Below are 20,304 nucleotides of genomic sequence, written 5' to 3' on the forward strand. Positions count from 1 at the left end.
CAAGCAGTTCCGGGCGGTCGCGACCAGGTACGACAAGCGCGACTACATGTACCAGGCCACCGTCGACATCGCCACGATGAAGATCTGGCTACGCGACCTCACCCAAGATCGACGAGACACGGCCTAGACGCAACGCCGCTCGGTTAAGGTCCGGCGGGTGTTTCGCAATGGTTTGTAATGATGTCGATCGCGATGGTGGCTCTGTAGCTGCGCCGGTCTATGGGCCCTGTCTCACATTCGGTGGTGACGGAGGGTGGCCAGGCGTCGTTGACTCCTACGTGGGGGATGTCGATGAGCTTGTGAAGGCGGTGTTCTCGGGGCTGTCCCCGCTGATCATCGAGGACGTGGTCGACGAGGGTGAGCGGATCGTGGTGCGGGCCCGGACGCCGCAGGACACCGCGGTCTGCCCGAGGTGCGGGGCCTCGTCGGGACGGGTCCACGGCTATCACTGGCGGACGGCGGCCGACGTTCCGGTCGACGGGCGCCGGGTGGTGGTCCGCGTGCGTGCGCGGCGTCTGGTGTGTCCCACGCGCGGCTGCCGCCACACCTTCCGCGAACAGGTTCCCGGGGTGTTGGAGCGATACCAGCGCCGCACGGCCCGTCTGAACAGGCAGGTCAAAGCCGTGGTCAAGGAGTTAGCGGGCCGGGCAGGGTCGTGTTTGCTGGCGATACTCGCCATGGGCCTGTCCCGTCACACGGCCCTGCGCGCACTGCTGCGCACCCCGTTGCCCACCGGGCGGACGCCTCGTGTGATCGGCGTTGACGATTTGCTCTGTGCCGGCGGCACCGCTATGCCACCGTGGTGATCGACGCCGAGATTCATGAGCGGGACCTTTTTTCGGTGATGAGGACCCCCGCCCCGGCGCAGGCTCGCTGATCGAACGCAGCGTGGCCACCCTACACGCGGCGGGGGTCACCACCCGACCGAGAGTCCGCGGCGATGTGGGCTACTTCGCCAAGGACATCGCGCAGGCCGCGGTCGAGGCCGGCTGCGACTTCTCGTTGGGGGTGACCCGTAACCCCGCGGTCTGGCGAGCCGCCGCAGCCATCTCCGAAGACGCGTGGACGAAGGCGAGGCGAATGAAAGGCGCCCAGGTCGCCGTCTGTGACTACGCCCCGGCCGGTTGGCCACCCGGCACCGTGACCGTGGTACGCCGGGTCAAGGTCCCCGCCGGACACATCTCGACCGACCCGCGGGCCCGCCGCCGGCGCACCATCCCCAAAGGTCAACTCACCCTCGCCTTGGACGGCTTGGTCGAGCACGTGTACGCGTGCTCGTTCATCGCCACCAACCTCGACGTATCCACCCCCGCCAAAGCGGTCGCGGTGGAGGCCTGGCACCGGATGCGCACCGACATCGAGGACCGGATCCGTGATGCCAAGCACGGCGCCGCGCTGCGGCACCTGCCCTCCGGTACCCGCGCGGCCAACACCGTATGGATGTGGGGCGCGCTGCTGGCCGTCAACCTATCCGCCTGGCTGCAGGAACTGGCCGGCCTCGACACCGGTGACGGACGCGGCCGCAACCACCTGGGCACCCCGCGCCGCCGGCTGCTCACCGTGCCCGCCCGACTGGTCCACCACGCCGGGCAGATCACCCTCCGGCTACCCCCAGGCCAGAAGCTACTGGCCCAGGTCCTGGCCCGACTGCGCCGGCTACCCATCTGGACCTGACCACCTGCGGACCCGCCCGCCCCAACCCAGCCACGGAGACCAGCGAACCCGGCGCAACCGGGTAAACCGGTATGCCCACCGGCCGAAACACCACACTGCCCATCGGCTGCCACCGATGCGCCTCGATCACGCCTCCGCTATCCGTGGATCCGGGTCAGAGCACGAGGAGTCGAGGCGCGCCAGCATGCGTGTCCACACCGCCCACCAGCGCAGCTACCCGGCGCACTCACACCGTTACGCAGAAAGGCTAATTCACCCCTATTCACGCCAGATGACCAGCGAGGCGCTGGGCGAGTTCCTCGGGTGTGATGGTTTCGATGCCCAATGCCTGGGCCCTGTCGAGCTTGCTGCCGGCGTTCTCTCCGGCGACGACGAGGTGGGTGCGGGCAGAGACGCTTGAGGACGCGCGTCCCCCGGCCTTGGCGATCAGTTCGGTCATCTCAGTCCGGGATCGGTCCGAGAGGGGCCCGGTCATCGCGCCGGTTACCACCACGGTCATCCCCGCCAATGGCAGCTCGTTCTTCGCCTTTTGGGCGGACGTCTCCGCATCGGCCTCGGCATCTGTGGGGGCAGAGGGAACGAAGCCGGGCTGGTTCATATTCACATCTGCGGCGACGAGCTTGTCGATGACCGGGGCAAGGTCGGCCAGTTCCTCTACGATCACTGGGGCCTTCTCGTTCCCGATGCCGTGGACCTGCCCTAGAGCGACGGCATCGGCGTCTCGGATGGCCTGCATGGAGCCGAAGTGCGCGGCGATGCGCAGCGACATGGAACGGCCGGTGCCCAGGACGCCGAGGGCGCAGAAGACGCGATTAAGGGGTCTGGTCTTGGCGGCCTTGATGGCGGCCATGAGGTTGTCGGCGCTCTTGGCCCCCATGCGGTCCAGGGTGAGCAGCTGATCGCGGGTGAGGGTGAACAGGTCGGCGAAGTCCTCGATCAACCCCTTGTCGACGAGTTGCACGATGATCTTCTCGCCGAGGCCGTCGATGTCGAGCGCGTCGCGGGCGACGGCGTACCGGATCGCCTCTTTCTGGCCGCAGGCGCGTCCCCGCGCGCAGCGCCAGCGCTCCTGGCTGCGGTCGATGCCGGAGCCGCAGCGCGGGCAGAGTTCGGGGAAGTCGATGGGCCGCTCGTTGCCGGTGCGGAGGCCGGCGACCGCGCCTTCGACGCGGGGGATGACTTCGCCGGCTCGGTAGACGATGACGTGGTCTCCGAGCATCAGGCCGCGGCGGGCGATGTCGGCCGGGTTGTGCAGAGTGGCGTAGGTGATGGTGGTGCCGGCGACGTCCACGGGGTCGAGGACGGCGCGTGGGGCGATCACGCCGGTGCGTCCCACGCTCCACTCCACGGCGCGCAGCACGGTGATCTTCTGGGCGGCCGGGAACTTGAAGGCGGTGGCCCAGTGCGGGGTGCGGGAGCCCATTCCGGCCCGGATCTGGTCGGCGGGGCTGTCGGCCTTGATCACGGCACCGTCGAGTTCGATGTCGAGCTGCGCGCGCAGTGCGCCGATCTCGTGCACCCGGTCCACGACCTGGTCAAGGGTCGCGTAGGCCCGGGTGGCGAGCGGGGTGTCGGCCGTCGTCCCCAGTCCGAGGGCGGCCAGGCGGGCGACGAGCCGGGTGTGGGTGAGCCCGGCGAGGGTGGGGTCGTCGGTGTGCTCGGGGTCGGTCAGTGCGGCGTAGGCCAGGAAGGTCTGCCCGATTCGGTAGGCCCGGTCCTTGGCGCGCAGTGAGCCCGAGGAGGCGTTGCGGCGGTTGGCGAAGGCCGTGGCGCCGTGCGCGGTGCGCAGCTCGTTCGCGGCGGCGAACTGGTCCTCGGTCATGAGGACTTCGCCTCGCACTTCGATCGTGACCGGTTCGGTCAGGGTCATGGGCAGGCCGATGATGTCCCCGATCGCGTGGGACACGTCCTCCCCGGTCGTCCCGTCGCCCCGGGTGACCAGTTGAACCAGTCGACCCTCGCGGTAGCGGGCTGCCAAGGCCACACCGTCGAGCTTGGGCTCCACCGCCCAGCCTGCCACCGGCGCTCCGCCCAGCCGCCGCTCCAGCGAGACGGCCCACGCCGTCAGCTCCTCGTCCGAGAAGACGTTTCCCAGGCTGAGCATCGGAACGGTGTGCTCGATGTCGCCAGCGGTCACTCCTGCCGCGACCTGCTGGGACGGGGAGTCGGCCGCGATCTGCCCGGGGTGCGCGTCCTCCCAGGCGGTGATACCGCGCAGCAGCCGATCGTAGGTCTCGTCGTCCAGGCCTGATTCGCCGGAGCCGTAGTAGGCATCGGCGGCCTTCCGCGCCTGCGCGACGGCTTCAAGGTAGGCGGCCTCATCAGCAAGGTCGACAGCGGGCACCGCTGTGGAAGGCTTCATCATGCCGCCCATTCTCCTGACTGCCACTGACAGCATGGCGGTAGCGCTGGTGTGATTACCCCTGGTGTCGCGTGGGCGCAATCGGGCGGGGTTCCGTCCGCTGGCCCGGCAGGCGGGGGCGGCTGAACGGCGCCGGTCCATCAGTTCCGGGTCGTGCCGGGGAAAGCCCGAGCGTGCGGTAGAAGGTGTCGTTCTCGAAGCGTCTGTGCGGGTCGAACCTGCTGAGAGCCCGCCGGAACCGATGGAAGCCGTCGGTGTTGGAGGCGGGCAGCAGTTCCGGAGTGAAGTACTTGCCCCAGTGCGGCCTGCCGCCCAGACCGTAGAGCAGGCGCTGGATGTCATCGAACAATGGACGCGCGGTGGTGATCGACCCGACGGCGGTCATGTAGGACACGAAGCCGAAATAGGTGGCCGGGACTGCCTGCGCGGGACTCAGGTGGCCGTGGGCTGGGCCGGTGGTGCGCAGGATAACGGGGTAGTGCAGCTTGTAGGGAGAGGCGCGCAGGAGTTCCTTGAGACCGGCGTACGCCCGGGGGACCGCGTCCAGGGGAACGGCGATCTCCATGTTCAGCTGCGGGGCCGGGATGCCGTTCTTGAAGATCTCGTGGAGTGTTCCCTTGGAGCCCCTCGCGCCGAGGAACTTCTCCAGCGTCTGGGCGGCCGGCGTCCGGCCCTGGCCGTCGCCGATGTCGGCCATCAGTTGGCGGCGGGTACGGGTCACGATGCGGTCCAGGTCAGCCGGACCTTGGGCCTCGGAGGCCGTAGGTGTCCAGCGGTCGTCGTCGGCGACCCAGGTGTGCGCGACCTGGTGCTCGGTGAACCACCAGCTCTTGGCGGCCACGGATTCGCGGTTCCAGGCGGCGTAGCGCTCGGGCAGGCTGTCCTCGGCTACGGTGAAACGGGTGCAGTACAGCTCCTTTGCCGGTCGACCGCGAAGTTCCAGGCCGACGACCACGCCGAGGCACCCGAGGTTGAGCACGGCCGCGTCGAACTCGGCGTCAGCTGGGGTGAGTCGGTGCAGGGTGCCAGTCCCGTCCATGAGCTCGACGGCGGCCACGCAGTCGGAGAAGGTGCCGCTGGACAGACCCTGTGCGTGGGTGCCGGTGGCGAGCGCGCCGGCGACCGTCTGGCTCGTGATCACGGGCGGGCATGCGGTCGGCTCCAGACCGTGGCTGTCGAACGCCCGCCACACGTCTTCGAGCAGCGTGTCTCCGGTGACGTACAGGGTCTCGCCACGCAGCTCACCGACTCCTCGGCCGGGGAGGTCGAGGAGGATGCCGCGAGTCCCGTCCGGGCATCGCAGCTGGGCCGGGTAGGTGAACCTGGACCCGAGGACGCGCACTGTTCCTTCCTCGCGCGTCAGCATCGACTCCAACTGTTTCAGGGAGGTGATACGTGTCCAGCCGCCTTGGGTGGCGATGGTGACGTTGCCGCCCCAGTTGGTGAGGGTCATAGGGGAAATCCTCAGTGGTCTCAGTCTGCACCTGGGCGGAGAGCGTCCGTCGCGCCCCGGTGCCGAATGCCTGTACTCGAACAAGCTGTCGTGTCCCCGCAGCGCGGGCCGCAGTTGGAAGCGGGGCACGGCGCGGGCCCTGCGGGGACTCGCGCCGCGCCCCGGCGGTCCGCCTCAGGCGGGGCCGAACATGTGCTGAATGGGCGGGTGCGGGTGGGGGCACGAGGTGAACTCGGGGCCGAAGCAGCAGGCGTGGGCCGTCGTCCAGGTCTCAAGATCGGTGGAGGATCGTCCCAGGAGTTGCTCGGCCGTCCGGGTCGCCGGGGCGTCCCCCTCAGCGCCGATCCGGCTCCACAAGCCGAGGACCTGCGCTGCGGCACCGCGGCGCATCCCGTACTTGCCCAGGCTGGTCACAAAATGCTCGTCTGTCTGCCGCACAAACGTGATCGGCCGCCCACAGGCCTGGCTCAGCGCCGAGGCCCACTGGGCACAGCTTGCCTGCGTGTGATGGCTCATCAAGGCGCCGCTCAGATCCACCGAGTCGGGAGACAGGATCTTGCGGCAGAACAGATCGGCGGCGTCGTCGCAGCTGATGTAGGAGAACGGGCGGTCGGCGTCGACGGGGAAGGTGAACGACCCCGCTTCGGCGATCGACTGGCACTGGTAGAGGATGTTCTCCAGGAACATGGGCAGTTGGACGACGTCGAACGCGATCCCGGACCTCTCCAGGAGTGCTTCCAGCGCTGCCGCTTCGTCGGCCATCGTGCACTGCCCTGGGGCGAACTGGATGCCCAGGCAGACGATTCTCTGCACACCGGCCTTCTGCGCCGCCTGCAGGTACATCCCGCCGATGTCGACTCGCCGGTCGATCGGAGGCACCATCAGCATGGTCTCCGTCCCGGCCAACGCCTCGGCCAGCGAGGCCGGCTCCGCCGGCTCCCAGTCCCGGAGCTGTACCTCGAGGTCGCTCACAGCTCGTCCGGCGATCCGGGCTTCCGGAATGGCCAGGCGTAGCGTCAGCTGCGGTGCATCGGAGGCGAGTCGACGCAGCGTGTAGTGGCCGACCTTGAAGAAGTTCCGGGTCGCCCCGAGCACGGTGACGACCTGCGGCAAGTCCGTCATCACGCGCCCCAGCTCTCGCTGCTCGTCGTGTCCTTGTACAGGTCCACCGGGTTGACCGTGTTGGAGTGGTAACCCAGCAGCCGACGGCTCTGGGAAGAGAGGTGGCCGGCCGCGGTGGCGGGGTCGCAGGGATGGTCGTACGGGCGCAGCCACGCTTGCCCGAAGCGGATGATCGCGCTGCGTCGCTCCTGGGTCCGGTTGGGCAGCACGGCATGCCACATGGTGTTGCCGAAGACGACCGCGTCGCCAGGTTCCGCGTGGATGCTCAGGGCGCCCTCGGGAAGCGTGCCCTGGGCGAGGGCGTCGTTCGCCGTCCTCCAGTAGGCGTCGTCCATATAGTTGGCCGGCCACCGGTGCGAGCCGGGGATGAGCACGAGGTTGCCGCTGTCCTTGGGCCGCGTGTCGGTGAAGAACACCTGGGCCTTGAGGTGCAGCGGTCCGTTGAGCTCGTCGTACGGGCGCTCCAGGTAGGGCCCGGAGTCGCGGTGCCACGGCTCGTGGGCCCCCTGGTAGATCCCCCGCCGCAGCACCTCGGTGCCCAGGACCTGGAGTGACCCGTTGAGGATCCGGTGGGGGACAGACATCAGGGCGCCGCACTCGAAGAGCAGGTGGTACTCGGCGATGATGTTCGCGGCGTCACGCACATGGGTCAGGGCCGGGTTCGTGTTGAACGAGCTGTGCGTCAGGTCGGGGCCGCGGTCGTCGGTAAGCCTGCGGACGGCCGTGTCCAGCGTGCTGACGACGCTGTCGGGGACGGCCTGCTTGAGGAGCGCGAAGCCCTGTTCGGTGAACTGGGCGACGGCGTCGTCCGGTGAAGTCATCACGGTTGGCTGCTTTCTGCCTCGGTCTTGGGCGGCTGTGGGGCGTTGAGGGCCGTGCGCAGGCGCTGTGCGACCTCGTGCTTGCGGGCCGGATCGGCCAGCCGAGGGAAGACGACGATCGAATCGCCGTCGTAGCGCGGCACGACGTGGACGTGGAAGTGGAAGACGGTCTGATGGGCGGCCTGACCGGTGGCGTGAACCAGGTTGATGCCGGACGCGCCGCACGAGTCCCGCAGCGCGGTCGCTACCTGCTTCGCGGTCGCCATGACGTGCTGGAACGACTCTTCCGGGATGTCGAGCAGGTCCTGGAAGTGCTGCTTGGGAACAACGAGGACGTGCCCGTAGGTCGCCGGGAGATGGTCCAGGAAGCACAAGGTGTCCGCTGTCTCGGCTATGACGTGCGCTTCCGTGTCGCCGAGGGCAATGCCGCAGAACACGCAGGAGGACACCGCGTCGCCGACCGGATCTTGCGCCGGGTATCGAGACAACCACCGGGGATCAAAGTTCAAGGACATGGCGTAAGGGCCTTCTCTAGAGGAACTTCCCGCGAGTCGGAGGGCAGCCGGGCATGAAGACATGGCCTAGGGGGCGATCGATACTGCGGGGCGGTGCCGGCTGGTCCGCCGGCTTCAGGCGGCCGGGTTGTGATCGGAAAGGGGCCGTGCCAGCGGTGCCGCGATCGGGTGATCGGCGCGCAACTGATGGTTGGCGGTGCGGTCGAACAGGACGAGCGTGGCGAGGTGGCCCAGGCCCCAGAGCCCGGTGAGCGCCGATGGCTCACTGTTGTCACCGCTGCTAAGGATCGTGTGCACTCGCCTCCTCCCGCCAGGTAGTGCATGCGCCCGCGCCTTCCCGTACCCCTGACCACCAGCTTGTACGGATCGGAGTGAGGAAAATCCAGCATGATGCGTCGAGCGGCGGCAGGCCGACCCCGGCGTCCGTTCCACCGCCATAGGCGGGACTCCACGGATCGCGTGGAGTTGCAGCACCATCGATCTCTACGCGGGCGTTGGCTCCGCGCGTTGAGCTGCGAGAAGACAGCCTGCCACGATCGCTCCCAAGCCGATGACGGCAGCGACGGTCATTCGCTCGCGGAGGAAAACAGTGCTGAACGCGACGGCGAAGGCGGGCGACAGATAGAACGCCAGTGCCGCTCGGGCCGGGCCAGTGCGCGCGATCAAGGTGTAGAAGAGCACGAGGGTCATGCCGGTGCATACGATGCCGAGGAACGCTATGGCCGCCAGCACACCAGCGTTGGGTAAGTGACCGGGCAGCGTCAACGTGGCGGGCGTGATCATCACGGTACTCGTGACGAGCATTGCCGAGGTGGCGACGCCCAACGGCGGGGCGGCGGCGTGGCGCCGGTGGATCATGATGGTACCGGCGGCGTAGCACAGCGCGGCGGCCAGAACGAGTGCGCCGCCGAGGAGGGCGAGTCGGCCGCCGCGGAGGTCAACCCCGAAGAGCAGGATGAGTCCGACAAAGCCGATGGCGATGCCGGCGGCGCCCTTCAAGCCCTGAGGGCGCTCGTCAGGGGCGTATCGGTAGGCGAGGATCGCGACGAACAGCGGCTGCGCCCCGACCAGGATGCCGGCGATACCAGCGGGGACGTACTGCTGCCCGTAGGTCAGCAGCAGTAGTGGGATGGTCGACTGCACCAGGACGGTCTCGATGATTGCCCTCGGTTGCCGCCAAAGATCCGGTAACGCGTTGCACCGGATGGCGAGCGGCATTAGGAGAAGGCATGCGAGCAGGACACGTCCGAGGACAACGACTGTGGGCGACAGGTCACGCAGCGCGACCTCGATCAATGGGTAGACCGCACCCCACAAGGCGGCGAGGGCGACGAGTTCGGCCCAGGCCCTTCGGTTCACCGGCGACTCGCGCGGAATGCCCTCAACATGCCTCTAGTTAAGCAGCACCTGGCGGTAGAGGCTCTGGACGCAGTCGATGTTGGTCCACGGCATGAGATCGATTAGCAGCTCACGGAGGCGCTTGCGGTTGCGCTCTGAGCCTGTGCGCCGGGCAAGGGTGTCGGCCTGGCTCGCTGCATCGCAGGCTTGCTCGACCTGCCCCATCTGCGCATATGCGCCAGCAAGATCGATCAAGGTTCCGGCTCGTTCCCGGACGAAAGTGGGCGGCAGAAGCGTGAGTGCCTCGTACAGCGCACGAGTGGCGTCGCGGGGTTGGCGTAGACGGGTCAGGCACCGGCCCTTCAGCCGGGCCGCGTGGCAGTCTGCGTTGTAGAAGCCCAACCAGGCTGGGGAAGCGTGCGCGCTTACGCCGTCGAAGGTTCTCTCGGCCTGCGCCAGCGCAACGAGGCCGGGCTGTGGTTGGCCAAGGAGCGCGTACGCCTCACCGGTGGCCTCGTGGAGCCACGATCTGACAGCCGCAGGGCTACCGCGACGGGCCACCGCCTGGGCGGTGTCGAGCACACCGAGTGCGGCCTTGCCGTCACCGGAATGCAGGTGGATATAGCTCATCACGCCAAGGGCGTATGCGTGTAGCGCAAGGTCGTTGGTCTTCTCAGCGAGCGACACGGTCAGCCGGCAGTAGCGTTCGGCTTGGTCGTACCTCTGCGCGTCGATCGCGAGCCAGCCGGCCAACTGGGCGGCGTCCCCAGCAGCCCGCAGCAACCGGCGATGGGTTCTGCTGGTGGTTGTCCGGTTGCTGACCTCCAGCATCCGGCGTAGGTGAGCGGCGATGTCCGCGCTCACCCGGCCAGAGCCCTCTCGGTAGTCGATAAGGCGGTAGGTGTCCGTCAGTACCTCGAAGTCCTCAACGACCTGCTCGGTAACCCGACCCAGGATCGCGTCCACAGGCGGAAGCGCACCGGTTGTCGTCCCCGCAATAACGCCGCTCACGTAAGTGCCTGATTGGCCCAGGCGCATGTCCGTCGTGTCCAGGTGGCTGTGGTCCTCGCCGCCGAGTAGCTCGCCAGCCGAACACCGGTAGAGAAACGCCAGCCTGTTCAACGTCTCCAACGATGGCGCCCGGCCCGCCGAGCCCGGCCAGATCTCCCAGTAGGAGATCTGCTTCGCGGTCTTCGGAGCGTCAGCGTCGGGCCACTGCTCGTTCCAGCGCTGCGCCACATCTGCCTGCGTCAACCCATGAGCAAGACGGAATGCGACTCTTGGATTGAAGCCGTATCGCTGCTGCCAGTGTGAGGCGATTTGCCGATAGGTCCAGCCGCTGGCGCGGAGTTCATCGGCCTCTCGTTGGTAGCTGCGCGCGCTCCTCGTCATCCTCACCTCCATGGCACGGCATGCTCACATCGAGTAGCACCTTAGCGATCGCCGTCGCTGTTGCGGAAGTCAATCGAGGTTGTACTCCACGTTTGCCGGGGAGAACCGACCGGATTCGCACCCCACCAGCGGTGGTCGATCTTTCCGGCTTCGGATACGACGCTCGATCACGGTGCGGATCTCGTGCTGGCCGCGCCGATTGACGCCCTAGGCGTCGCCGCCGCGGCGCTGTTCGACAGACGGCGAAGCCAGCTCGTCGAGGAAGGTTTGCTCGTGCCCGTTGCCAGGGGAGTCGAGCTCCTGCTGATCACGCTGCTGGTTGTAGGTCGTCGTGCCGATCCTCGCCCCACCACCGGGAGGTCTGATGTCCGTCCCTGCTGTCTCCTTGGGCGTCCGCCCCGCCACCGCCGGCGATTGTCCCCGGCTTGCTGATGAATGCAAACGCTCGGCGCTGAGTCTGAGAGGGCTGGACGCGGTAGGGACAGACGTCCCATGATGCCTCTCCACGCTCAGGTTCTGGCAGTCGACAGCCCTCCGCGGCGCGCCATCTATTCGCGGCTGCTCAACGAGGGAGATCGCACCTGGACGGTTGCGGAGCTTGCCACTGCGCTGCCATTGGTGTCCGTTGAGGCGATCCGCACGACTGTGCACCTTCTCATCGGTGAGCGGTTCTTGGATCTCGTGCCGCGTTCACGAAGTCTGACCGTGCAGCTCACTGACAACGGAACCGACGCGCTGCGCGAAATCTTGGCCTCATGGTCCGAACAGTCGAACGCCGCACGAGTTGAGGAGCCGTCATGACGGTGACCATGACGCGAGCCGTCCTACCCATGACCTCGCTCATCAGCACCGGCGAGGCACCAAGCGCTGCCGATCCGGAACGTGCCCCAAGCCAACCCGTCGGACGAGGCGATTCCGATCGGCGGGAAACCGACATGCAGTCGATCAATACGGCTGTGGGTCGCGCGACCGGTGACGACAGCGCCGCGCTGGCCGCGCTTCTCGCCGATTCGCTGTTGGCCGGGTCTCTGGGCGCGTGGCTGGTACCAGACGTGGCCGCTCGCAGAAGGGTCCTGCACGGATACGCCGAGTTCGTGCTGGCACATGCGATGGAGCATGGCCATGTCGATACGACTGGCGATCGTGCCGCTGTGGCGGTCTGGTACCGCCGATCGGAACCAACACCGGCGTCCGCGCCCTGGGCGTACGACTTGGACCGGCTGTTTGGTGCGCACGCCAACCGGTTCGCTGCGTTCCACGCGTACGTCGACGCGGTGCATCCTCACACCCCGCATCACTACCTGGCCCACCTGGCGGTCGCCTCTGGGCATCGCGATGAGGTCGGGAGCGCGGTGCTGGCCAGCCACCTTCGTGGTCTCGATGCTGAGGGGCTGCCGTCGTATGCGGAGTTGGTCAGTGATCGGCCCCGGGAGGGTCTGCTCGCTCGCCTCGGGTACAGGCCGCGGGTGCCGATTTTGCTGGAGCCGGGTGGCCCGGCGGTGTGGCGGATGTGGCGTGAGCCTCGCGGGCGGCCCGGCGGGTCTGCTGGCGATGAGTTGCCTCGCCGGGTCCGGATTCATCGGATCCCTGTTCGCCGTGCGGTGATGCCGGCAGCCGCACCGACCTCTCACTGACTGCGCTTTCTTGGCATCTGTTCACCGCCTGACCGGTGTGACTCTCTCGGCCGGCAGGCAGCCTCGCTGTACCCCTCTGAAGGAAGGACTTCTCATGCTGACCCTAACCGGGCCTACCACCTCGGCCCCGCCACGATTGCCCAGCTTGGGGCGATGGTTGCCGGTTCTGCTGGGCGTCGCACGTGCTGGTGTCGCCGTCACGGACGCGGGAGACGTGACGTCGGACGCCTACGCGTGGGGGTACGCGATCCGGCGCGAATGGCCGAACGGCGCCCACGACCTGTTCGGGTTCACGCCCGACGCCGCCATCGCGCAGCGCCGGCTCGACCGCGACCAGGGCCACTGGCGCACCGGCCCGGTACGGCCGACGGCGGTGTATCTCGTGGCCGCCAACGCCTCAGACGTGGACCGGCACTCGGTGGACGGCTGCCGTATGGCGTCGTGCCCGGACTCTCCGGAGCGGGGGGAGTGGCGGTGAGGTCGACGCATGTGCAGGTGGCCTTGGCCCGTAGGACGCTGACGCCCACCGGGTTGTGGGTGTTCGGGGCTGCGGCGTCGGCGCCGATGGTGGTGCTGGCCGGTGGCATCGTCGCGACGTATGCGACCACGAGGGTGACCGCGCTGCCGCTGACGTTCCTGCTGGTGGCGGGGGTTGTGGCGGTGCTGGCGGTCGGGTACACGGCGATGGCCCGTCAGGTCGGGCACCCTGCGGCCTACTACGGCATCCTCGCGAACGGCCTGGGTCGCGGTTGGGGTGTCGCCGCCGGCTTGGTTGCCCTGGTGGCCTACAACGCGATCCAGACGAGCCTGTACGGCCTGTTCGGGGCGACGATGGCGGCGCATCTGGGCGGCAGTTGGTGGGTGTGGGCGGGTATCGCACTGGCGGTGGTCGGGGTGTTGGGTGTGCGGGCGATCGTGCTGTCTACCCGGGTCCTAATCGCCGTGCTGGCGGTGTCGCTGCTGATCATGACGGCGTTTGCGCTGGCCGGTGTCGCGCAGCCGGCAGGCGGTGCGCCGTCGTGGGAGGGCTTCGACGCCTCGGGGTTGGCGGTCAGCGGTATCGGCGGCGCGGTCGCCTTCTGTGTGGCGGCGTTCATGGGCGTTGACGCGCCGGGGTCGTTCGTCGAGGAGGCCGTCGACCGCAGGTCGGTCAGCCGGGCCACGATCGGCGGAGTGGTGGTGCTCGGCGGGGTGTATGCGGTCGCCGCGTGGGCGATGGGTGTGGCGGTCGGCCCGAATGCTGTCGCTGAGGTGGCCGCTGATCCGGCGGGTGGGTTGCCGTTCTCCGTCCTGGGGCGTCTCGGCGGCGGGTGGGTTTTCCTCGGGAAGCTGATGCTGATCGGCGCCGTCATCACCTCCATGCTCGCGTTCCACGCCGTGATCGCTCGGTACGTGTTCGCGATGGCCCGCGAAGGGATCCTGCCCGCCGGCCTCGCCCGCGCCAGCGGCGGCACCCGGGTCAGCGCGCCGCGCGGCGGGTCGCTGACGCAGACCGGCATCGCCACGGCGGTGGTGGCCGGGTTCGCGCTCGGCGGCGCTGACCCCGTCACGGCGATGTTCACGTGGCTGTCGACGCTGGGTGCGATGGGTCTGCTGTGCCTGCTGGTGGCCGCGTCGGTGGCCGCGTTGCGGGCGCCGGCCGCAGTAGGTGGCGAGCGGCCGGGGGTGTGGGAGTGGAGGCTGGCGCCCGTGCTGGGTGTGTTCGGCGGGGTGGTGGTGCTGGCCCTGATGGTCGGCAACGTCGGCTCGCTGCTCGGTGCGGCGAAGGGGTCGCTGTATCCGTTCGTGCTGCCTGGGATCCTCGCCAGCAGCGCTGTTATTGGTGGGGTGTGGGCGGCGCTGCTGCGGCAGTCCCGGCCGGAGGTGTACGCCGGCATCGGCCGTGGCACTCCGAAAACCCACGCGGTGCCCGACCTTATGAACATTTCGATCTGAGGCGGGAAGCGATGACCAGAACGCACGCTGCCACGCCCTCGCCTGGCGGACGGTACGGTGTCGATCCCCGGGACCCCGCCTGGCGGCCGGGTCACCCGCCTGCGGTGCCGCCCGCCGGCCAGCAGGGGCCTGCGGCTCACGTCCCACCACCGGGATACGGGGCGGCCAGGGTTCCTGTCGATCACCAGCGGCCACCGGCCGCCGCTGTTCCCCCGCCCCTACCCCCGCCCTTGAGTGCGAGTGCACCCTTGTCGCCCGGCGGGCCGAGGCATGTTGATGACGGGCCGTCGGTTGAGGACCGCCGCCAGGCTGATCTGCGGATGCAGATCGCGTATCGGTGCAAGCGGGCCAACACCAGTCACATGACCGCGGCCGATCAGGCGTTCGGTCGGCGCGACGCGGTCAGCCCGCACGCGGTGATGCTGTTCTTCACCTCCGGCAGCCTGGCCGAGCCGTATGGCTACCAGCTGTACACCGCGACCCGGATGTGGCCGCAGTCGCCGGACTCTGACGACCTGCCGCGGCTGCTGGGCGACTTGGTGGAGGTGGCGGCGGACAACATCGCCGCGCTCGGGCGTGCGTGGAGTCCTCTCGGACCTCGAGGTTCCATGGTCAACGGCGGGGACATGACCCTGCCCGCTGGCGCCGTCTACGTCGGTGCTGGTGTCAGCACCCTCGACTCGGACCGGGGCCGCTGGTACGAGGTCGCCGCGACGCTCCGCGAAGCGACGGCCGCCGGCCGCTACATGTCGGCGTTCAACCTGAAGGGCCAGTGCTACGCGGCGCTGGTCGACGGCACCGCCATGCACATCGACCGCGATCCCCACGCTCGTCTCGGCGACACCGGCATCCACTGCAACAAGACCCTCGACCCGGATCGCATCACCTACCACAATCCCTACTCCAACCTCACTGAGCAGGGCGACGACGAGACCCGGGCGGTGTGGCGGCAGCTCATCGCGCTGAACACGATCCTCGCCACTCACCTGCTCGCCAGGCGGCCGGCGTGACCTACGGTCCGACCTCCAGCCTCGCCGCCGCCGCGGACCTCAGCCTCGCGCCGATCGACATCACCGCCGTACTCGACCATCTGGTCGGCGAGGCCGACGCGGCTGCGGCGACGAGCATCGGGTTTCCCGGGGCCGTGGACCTCGACCAGAGCGAGGTCATGGCCCGCCTTGGCGCCCGGTTGTGGAACAACATCGGTGACCCTGGCGATGAGGGCGGGGTCGCCCATACGCGTGTGCTGGAGCGGGCTGTCGTCGCCTGGGTCGCCGACATTCTGGCCATGCCGGCCGATGACCGGTGGGGCTACGTGACCAGCGGTGGCACTGAGGGCAACCTGTCCGCGCTGCACGCCGCCCGCCGGCGTCATCCGACCGCCAGGATCTACTACTCGACGGCCGCGCACTACTCGATCCCGAAGGCGGTGGAGATCCTCGGGGCGCGCAGCGTGGTTGTTGGCGCACGTCCGGACGGGGAGATGGACTACGCGGATCTGGCCGCGCAGCTCCGCAAGCGCCGACGGTGGCCCGCCATTGTGGTGGCGACCGCCGGCACCACGATGGCCGAGGCGGTGGACGACAGCACCCGCATCCGCGCCGTCCTCGACGAGTACGGCGTTGCCGGGCACCTGCACGTCGACGCAGCCCTGTCCGGTATCCCGCTCGCCCTCGACGGCCAGCTGCGCCTTGATGATGCTGGCGGCATCGGCAGCATCGCGGTGTCAGGTCACAAGTTCCTTGGCGTGCCAACGCCGTGCGGGGTTGTGCTCATCCGCGACAGCGTCCGCACCAATGGCAGCCACGTCTCATATACCGACACCGTCGACACGACGATCACCGGCTCCCGCTGCGGCCTGGCGGCCGCGCTGCTGTGGCACGCCGTCGCCCTGCACGGCCGCGAAGGACACCGGTGGCGTGTCAGCGAAGCGCGAACCCTCGCCGCGTACGCCGTCTACCAGCTCACCGCCGCGGGCTGGCCCGCCTGGCGGCACGGCCACGCGTTCACCGTCGTGATCAAAACCCCGCCCGAACCGGTGCGGAAGAAGTGGCTGCTGGCCACCGACGGCGACACCAGTCACATCATCTGCATGCCCGGCATCAGCAAGGGCCAGATCGACGCGTTCGTCGCCGACGTGGCCGCCGCCGCACCGTCGACGTTGATCCCGCGGCCCTGGCTCGCGCCCGAAACGGCCACCAGCACCGCTGCGCGCTGACCTGTTCTTCTTCCGGCACCGTCTACCGATCCACGGAGGCGATCACCATGACGACCCGGCTACGTCTTCCAGCCCGAGCGCCAGTGGCGCGACGGCGCCAGCGCCGGCCTGACGCCCGCATCCTCCCCGCACGCTCCGGCCCTCAGCCGCAGGAGGCAGACCACACCATCATTGAGCAGGTCCGAACCACGCTCACCGCACATCGGACCGGCGATGACGGCTTATGCCGCGGCTGCGAAGACCTGGGGCAGTTCGCCTTGGCACCCTGTCCGCGGGCGCGAGACGCCCGCGCCATCCTCACTCACCACCCCGTCCGGCCTCGATGAGAGTCCAGCAAGGTCGTCTCCGCAGCGTTCCCTACGCCCACCCTTGCCTGAGCAGGACCATGAGCCCCGACATGTTGGCCCCGTTGGCCGCGCAGACCGGCCAGCCGCACCTCGCCGTCACGGTGTACCAGGAGCTCATCGCCGCTATCACCAGGGCCGTCGGCGTCGACCACGCGCAGGCGTTGCGCGCCCGGGCGGACCTTGCCCAACTCCGGCACAGCCTCGGCGCTTGCGCGACGGGGTTACGGGACCTCGCCGCCGTTCACGCCGCCGCCCGGCTGCGGTACGGCCACCACGCCCGGGTGAGCCTGCACGCCCTGGTCAGCCTTGGTGGTCTCTACCGCGACTGCGGCCACCACCGGCTGGCCATCCGCTGCCTGCACACGGCCCGCACCGGCATCAGCCGCTACCTGCCACCCGACGACCCCCTCGCCGACACCGTGGCCGCCGCGATCAACACCCCGCCCAGTCTCAACCACCCCGCCGTCTGCATCCAACAACCACGGATCGGAGTGATCCCGTGACCACGATCGCCGAACGGGCCCTGGCCCTGTGGACCGTCCCACGACAGGCACCACCCCCCGACCCCGTCCACGCCGCCCTCCAGGCTGTCGCCCGCCGCACCCAAGACCCGACCAACACGCGGCAGCGTCGTGACCTCCACCAGGCCCTGGACTGCCTCGCCGCCGCACAAGGCCGCCACGGGCTCGACCACTGCCACACCATCGCCGCGGTCCTCGCCGTCGCCTCCCTCCTCGCCTCCCTACCCGACAGGTGGCTCGCCGACGTCTACTACCGGTCGGCGGCCCAGCGTGTCCACCACAATCCGCCTGATCAGCATCTGTGGGACGAGCTCGACGTGATCACCGTCTACGACACCCTCGCCGACCACCGCCGCGCCCACCACACCGCCGAGCAGTCCGTCCGCCTGCTCATCGTCCACCGCGGCTATCTCGCCCCGATCGCCATCGCCGGATGCCTCACCTGGGCCCACCTCCACCCCCACACCGGCCAGCTGCCCACCGCTGGCGGGGTGGCGGCCGTCGCCGCCCGCGGCCTCCGCCACGTCTCACACCCGATGCTGCGCGCCGCGTTGACCGGTCTCGCGGCCACCGCTACCGGCGCTCGACCCTGCCACATCGAGAGGACACCCCTCGCGGGCTTGGCGAACCCGCAGGCATGGCCGGTGAACACCAAGGCGGCGTCGTGACGCCGTCGCCCCAGCTAGCCGCGCTCCGCTCCTCCTGGACGGCGGTCACACCGAACATCCACCGCGCCGCCGACCACTTCCGGTCCACGCTCGCCGACCGACTCCGCCCACCCCTGCCGGAACGCGAGATGCCCCTGTTCCTCGCCACCCTCGGCCACCTCATCGCTGGCGACGACCACCACGCCGGCCGCACCGCCCTCCTCGCCGCCCTCGCCCCCACCTACCAACACCTCGGCATCCAGCCCCACCACCACGACCTTCTCCTTGACGCCCTGATCGCCACGATCGCCCGCCACACTTCCGGCTGGACACCCGACACCGCCGACCACTGGCAGCGCCACGGCCGCCACGCCCTGAACCTCACCCACCGCGCCGCCACCCGAATCGGCGGCGGCCCCGCCTGGACCCCCGCCGAGATCATCCACCGCGAACACGCCGCCGACACCATCACCATCCTCACCCTGCGGCCCCGACGCCGACTGCGCTACCAGGCCGGCCAAGCCATCCCCGTCACCACCCTCCGCCGGCCCGGCGTGTGGCGGTGGTACTCCCCAGCGAACGCGCCCCGCCCCGACGGCACCATCGAGCTACACATCCGCGCCATCACCGCCGGACCGGTCTCACCGCTACTCGCCCACCACACCGCCATCGGCGAGCAACTGTGGCTCGGAGCGCCCTACACCATGGGCCTCACCCTCGACCCCAACCACGACGGCGACCTCCTCCTAGCCGCAGGCGGCACCGGACTGGCGCCGCTGCGGGCCATCGTCGAACACCTCGCCGCGAACTCCGTCCGCCTGCACTCCACCCACGGCACCGACCTGATCCTCACCGCGGGCGGCACCGGCCTGGCACCCCTACGCGCCGTCACCGAACACCTCGCCGGCACCCGGCCGCGGCGCCGGGTCACCCTCGTCGTCGGCGCCCGCACCATGCCCGACCTCTACGACAGCGTCGCCCTCGACAAACTCCAAACCACCCACCACGACTGGCTCACCGTCGTCCCCGCCCTCTCCAACGACCCGCTCGTCGAACCGGCCTCCCAAGGCGACGTGCTCACCCTCGCCCTGCAGCACTACCAGCCCGGACAGCACGTCTTCGTCGCCGGCCCACCCGACCTGATCACCCACGCCCGGCTACGCCTCCCCGCCGCCGGCGTGCCCGCCGGCCACCTGCACGTGGCGGAAACCTTCACCCGCCACACCGCATAGGAGAACGCGTGGATCCAGCAATAGCAAAGGCGATCGCAAGGGCCGTCGGGCACGAACCGCCGTTCACCCAATCGGAGGAGAATGCGGTAACTGAACTGCCACGTCAGGGACGCGGTGGACCTGACAGGAATCAGCAGGTGCCGGTCTCTTGAAATGCTGATCCTGGTCGGCTGCGACCCCGCCGATCTGGGAGAGCTGTCGGAACTGAATCGACTCGGCACGCTCGTGGTAAACGACAGCTCTCTTAACGATCTATCGCCAGTGGCACGGATGCTGCTCAGGGCCGGCTCCATTCCCCGAAACATGGTCCAGGGCTTGGATCCCCTCCTGCGATTGCCGCATCTAATTCGAGTAGACGTGACCGGAAACCCCCTTTCCGCAACCTCATGCCAGGCCATCATCCCAGAGCTGTTACCAAAGGGAACGTCGACGTATGCCGCTCCGACGAGCTCGAATGGCGAGTCACCGCCCGCCTGCATTCTGAGGCAATTTTTGTGAACTGCTACCGGGGCCACCTCGGCTATCGCCTCTGCCGTCCATCATAGCTCTCAAGAACTCCGGAGTACGGACACCCCACAATTTCTCTGGAGGTTGTACGCGAACTCCTCACCGGCAATCCCGAGAGGATGCATGATCATTTCCTCGACGGCAATCAGTAGCGGTCTTTACGCATCTCACGGTAGAACTTCAGAACGCGTACAAGGCTGGTCGAATCAGGTTCGACTCAAGTCCGGCGGGAATGGCCAGCCTACGGAAACCGAAACCGGAGGAACACGTGGAGACTGACTACGAGCGGACGCTCCGCGAGACCGCGGAGCAGATGCAAGAGCACGATTCCATGTGAACAGTCGAGCGCGACCAGGGCGCACTTGAAGGTCATCCTCGACACCGCGAGTCGAATGGCCAGCGTCGCCGATGACCAATTGAGCCTTTCCGCGTAACGGGTCGTGGCGTTGGGTGATCAGGTTGTGCGGTTGTGCTCGATGTGCAGGAGTACGAGGGCCGCCGCGGTGATCCTGCCGATGTTCCACGGGCACAGGCTGACGTTGCGCAGCGCTTTGAAGGTGGTCTTGAGCAGGGAGTTCCCACGTTG

The 20,304-nt window shown here is 68.6% G+C and carries 18 protein-coding genes and 2 pseudogenes; 11 read left to right on the forward strand and 9 right to left on the reverse strand.

Annotated elements, in window-relative coordinates; translation table 11 throughout:
* Window positions 1-308 precede the first annotated feature (308 nt).
* Window positions 309-829 (forward strand): annotated as a pseudogene (locus tag ABGB16_RS29915) (transposase family protein); the annotation flags it as partial.
* A gap of 44 nt (window positions 830-873) precedes the next feature.
* Complete coding sequence (locus tag ABGB16_RS29920) at window positions 874-1,674, forward strand: transposase (protein ID WP_347671445.1); 801 nt, start codon at window positions 874-876, stop codon at window positions 1,672-1,674.
* Window positions 1,675-1,936: 262 nt separating this feature from the next.
* On the opposite strand, the gene ligA is transcribed toward ABGB16_RS29920, so the two are convergent.
* The 8 genes from ligA to ABGB16_RS29960 form a co-directional block, all read right to left on the reverse strand.
* Window positions 1,937-4,039: an NAD-dependent DNA ligase LigA gene (gene ligA, locus ABGB16_RS29925; protein ID WP_347671430.1), complete on the reverse strand. Its 2,103-nt coding sequence runs from the start codon at window positions 4,037-4,039 to the stop codon at window positions 1,937-1,939.
* A 52-nt stretch (window positions 4,040-4,091) separates the two neighbouring features.
* Entirely contained in the window at window positions 4,092-5,489 is a 1,398-nt protein-coding gene (locus ABGB16_RS29930) for a D-arabinono-1,4-lactone oxidase (protein WP_347671431.1), read from the reverse strand.
* 174 nt (window positions 5,490-5,663) lie between these two features.
* Complete coding sequence (locus tag ABGB16_RS29935) at window positions 5,664-6,614, reverse strand: hypothetical protein (RefSeq protein WP_347671432.1); 951 nt, start codon at window positions 6,612-6,614, stop codon at window positions 5,664-5,666.
* On the reverse strand, window positions 6,611-7,432 hold the full coding sequence (locus ABGB16_RS29940) for a phytanoyl-CoA dioxygenase family protein (RefSeq protein ID WP_347671446.1): 822 nt from the start codon (window positions 7,430-7,432) through the stop codon (window positions 6,611-6,613). The genes ABGB16_RS29935 and ABGB16_RS29940 overlap by 4 nt, the downstream gene beginning before the upstream one ends.
* Complete coding sequence (locus ABGB16_RS29945; protein ID WP_347671433.1) at window positions 7,432-7,941, reverse strand: HIT family protein; 510 nt, start codon at window positions 7,939-7,941, stop codon at window positions 7,432-7,434. Before ABGB16_RS29945 ends, ABGB16_RS29940 begins: the two co-directional genes overlap by 1 nt.
* Window positions 7,942-8,061: 120 nt before the next feature.
* Window positions 8,062-8,244, reverse strand: a complete 183-nt coding sequence (locus ABGB16_RS29950) for a hypothetical protein (RefSeq protein ID WP_347671434.1) — start codon at window positions 8,242-8,244, stop codon at window positions 8,062-8,064.
* Window positions 8,245-8,430: 186 nt separating this feature from the next.
* On the reverse strand, window positions 8,431-9,306 hold the full coding sequence (locus ABGB16_RS29955; RefSeq protein ID WP_347671435.1) for a DMT family transporter: 876 nt from the start codon (window positions 9,304-9,306) through the stop codon (window positions 8,431-8,433).
* A 33-nt stretch (window positions 9,307-9,339) separates the two neighbouring features.
* Window positions 9,340-10,677: a hypothetical protein gene (locus ABGB16_RS29960; RefSeq protein WP_347671436.1), complete on the reverse strand. Its 1,338-nt coding sequence runs from the start codon at window positions 10,675-10,677 to the stop codon at window positions 9,340-9,342.
* A 492-nt stretch (window positions 10,678-11,169) separates the two neighbouring features.
* Between ABGB16_RS29960 and ABGB16_RS29965 the strand changes: the two genes are divergently transcribed.
* From ABGB16_RS29965 to ABGB16_RS30005, 9 genes are all read left to right on the forward strand, one after another.
* Window positions 11,170-11,478, forward strand: a complete 309-nt coding sequence (locus tag ABGB16_RS29965; protein WP_347671437.1) for a hypothetical protein — start codon at window positions 11,170-11,172, stop codon at window positions 11,476-11,478.
* The gene (locus ABGB16_RS29970; protein ID WP_347671438.1) at window positions 11,475-12,311 is read left to right on the forward strand and encodes an N-acetyltransferase; all 837 of its coding nucleotides are present in this window, start codon (window positions 11,475-11,477) and stop codon (window positions 12,309-12,311) included. Before ABGB16_RS29965 ends, ABGB16_RS29970 begins: the two co-directional genes overlap by 4 nt.
* 214 nt (window positions 12,312-12,525) lie before the next feature.
* On the forward strand, window positions 12,526-12,789 hold the full coding sequence (locus ABGB16_RS29975) for a hypothetical protein (RefSeq protein ID WP_347671439.1): 264 nt from the start codon (window positions 12,526-12,528) through the stop codon (window positions 12,787-12,789).
* Between the two features lie 11 nt (window positions 12,790-12,800).
* Window positions 12,801-14,246: an APC family permease gene (locus ABGB16_RS29980; RefSeq protein ID WP_347671447.1), complete on the forward strand. Its 1,446-nt coding sequence runs from the start codon at window positions 12,801-12,803 to the stop codon at window positions 14,244-14,246.
* Window positions 14,247-14,566: 320 nt separating this feature from the next.
* The gene (locus tag ABGB16_RS29985; RefSeq protein WP_347671440.1) at window positions 14,567-15,256 is read left to right on the forward strand and encodes a hypothetical protein; all 690 of its coding nucleotides are present in this window, start codon (window positions 14,567-14,569) and stop codon (window positions 15,254-15,256) included.
* The gene (locus ABGB16_RS29990; protein ID WP_347671441.1) at window positions 15,253-16,464 is read left to right on the forward strand and encodes a histidine decarboxylase; all 1,212 of its coding nucleotides are present in this window, start codon (window positions 15,253-15,255) and stop codon (window positions 16,462-16,464) included. Before ABGB16_RS29985 ends, ABGB16_RS29990 begins: the two co-directional genes overlap by 4 nt.
* A gap of 385 nt (window positions 16,465-16,849) precedes the next feature.
* Window positions 16,850-17,314 carry a hypothetical protein gene (locus ABGB16_RS29995; protein ID WP_347671442.1) on the forward strand — a complete coding sequence of 155 codons (465 nt, stop codon included), beginning with the start codon at window positions 16,850-16,852 and terminating at the stop codon, window positions 17,312-17,314.
* Window positions 17,311-18,000, forward strand: coding sequence for a hypothetical protein (locus ABGB16_RS30000; RefSeq protein WP_347671443.1), 690 nt, complete (start codon window positions 17,311-17,313; stop codon window positions 17,998-18,000). The genes ABGB16_RS29995 and ABGB16_RS30000 overlap by 4 nt, the downstream gene beginning before the upstream one ends.
* Window positions 17,997-19,211, forward strand: a complete 1,215-nt coding sequence (locus ABGB16_RS30005; RefSeq protein ID WP_347671444.1) for an FAD-binding oxidoreductase — start codon at window positions 17,997-17,999, stop codon at window positions 19,209-19,211. Before ABGB16_RS30000 ends, ABGB16_RS30005 begins: the two co-directional genes overlap by 4 nt.
* A 961-nt stretch (window positions 19,212-20,172) precedes the next feature.
* Here ABGB16_RS30005 and ABGB16_RS30010 read toward each other — a convergent pair.
* Window positions 20,173-20,304, reverse strand: a pseudogene (locus tag ABGB16_RS30010) (IS5/IS1182 family transposase); the annotation flags it as partial.

Source organism: Micromonospora sp. B11E3, assembly GCF_039871625.1.
GTDB lineage: Bacteria > Actinomycetota > Actinomycetes > Mycobacteriales > Micromonosporaceae > Micromonospora.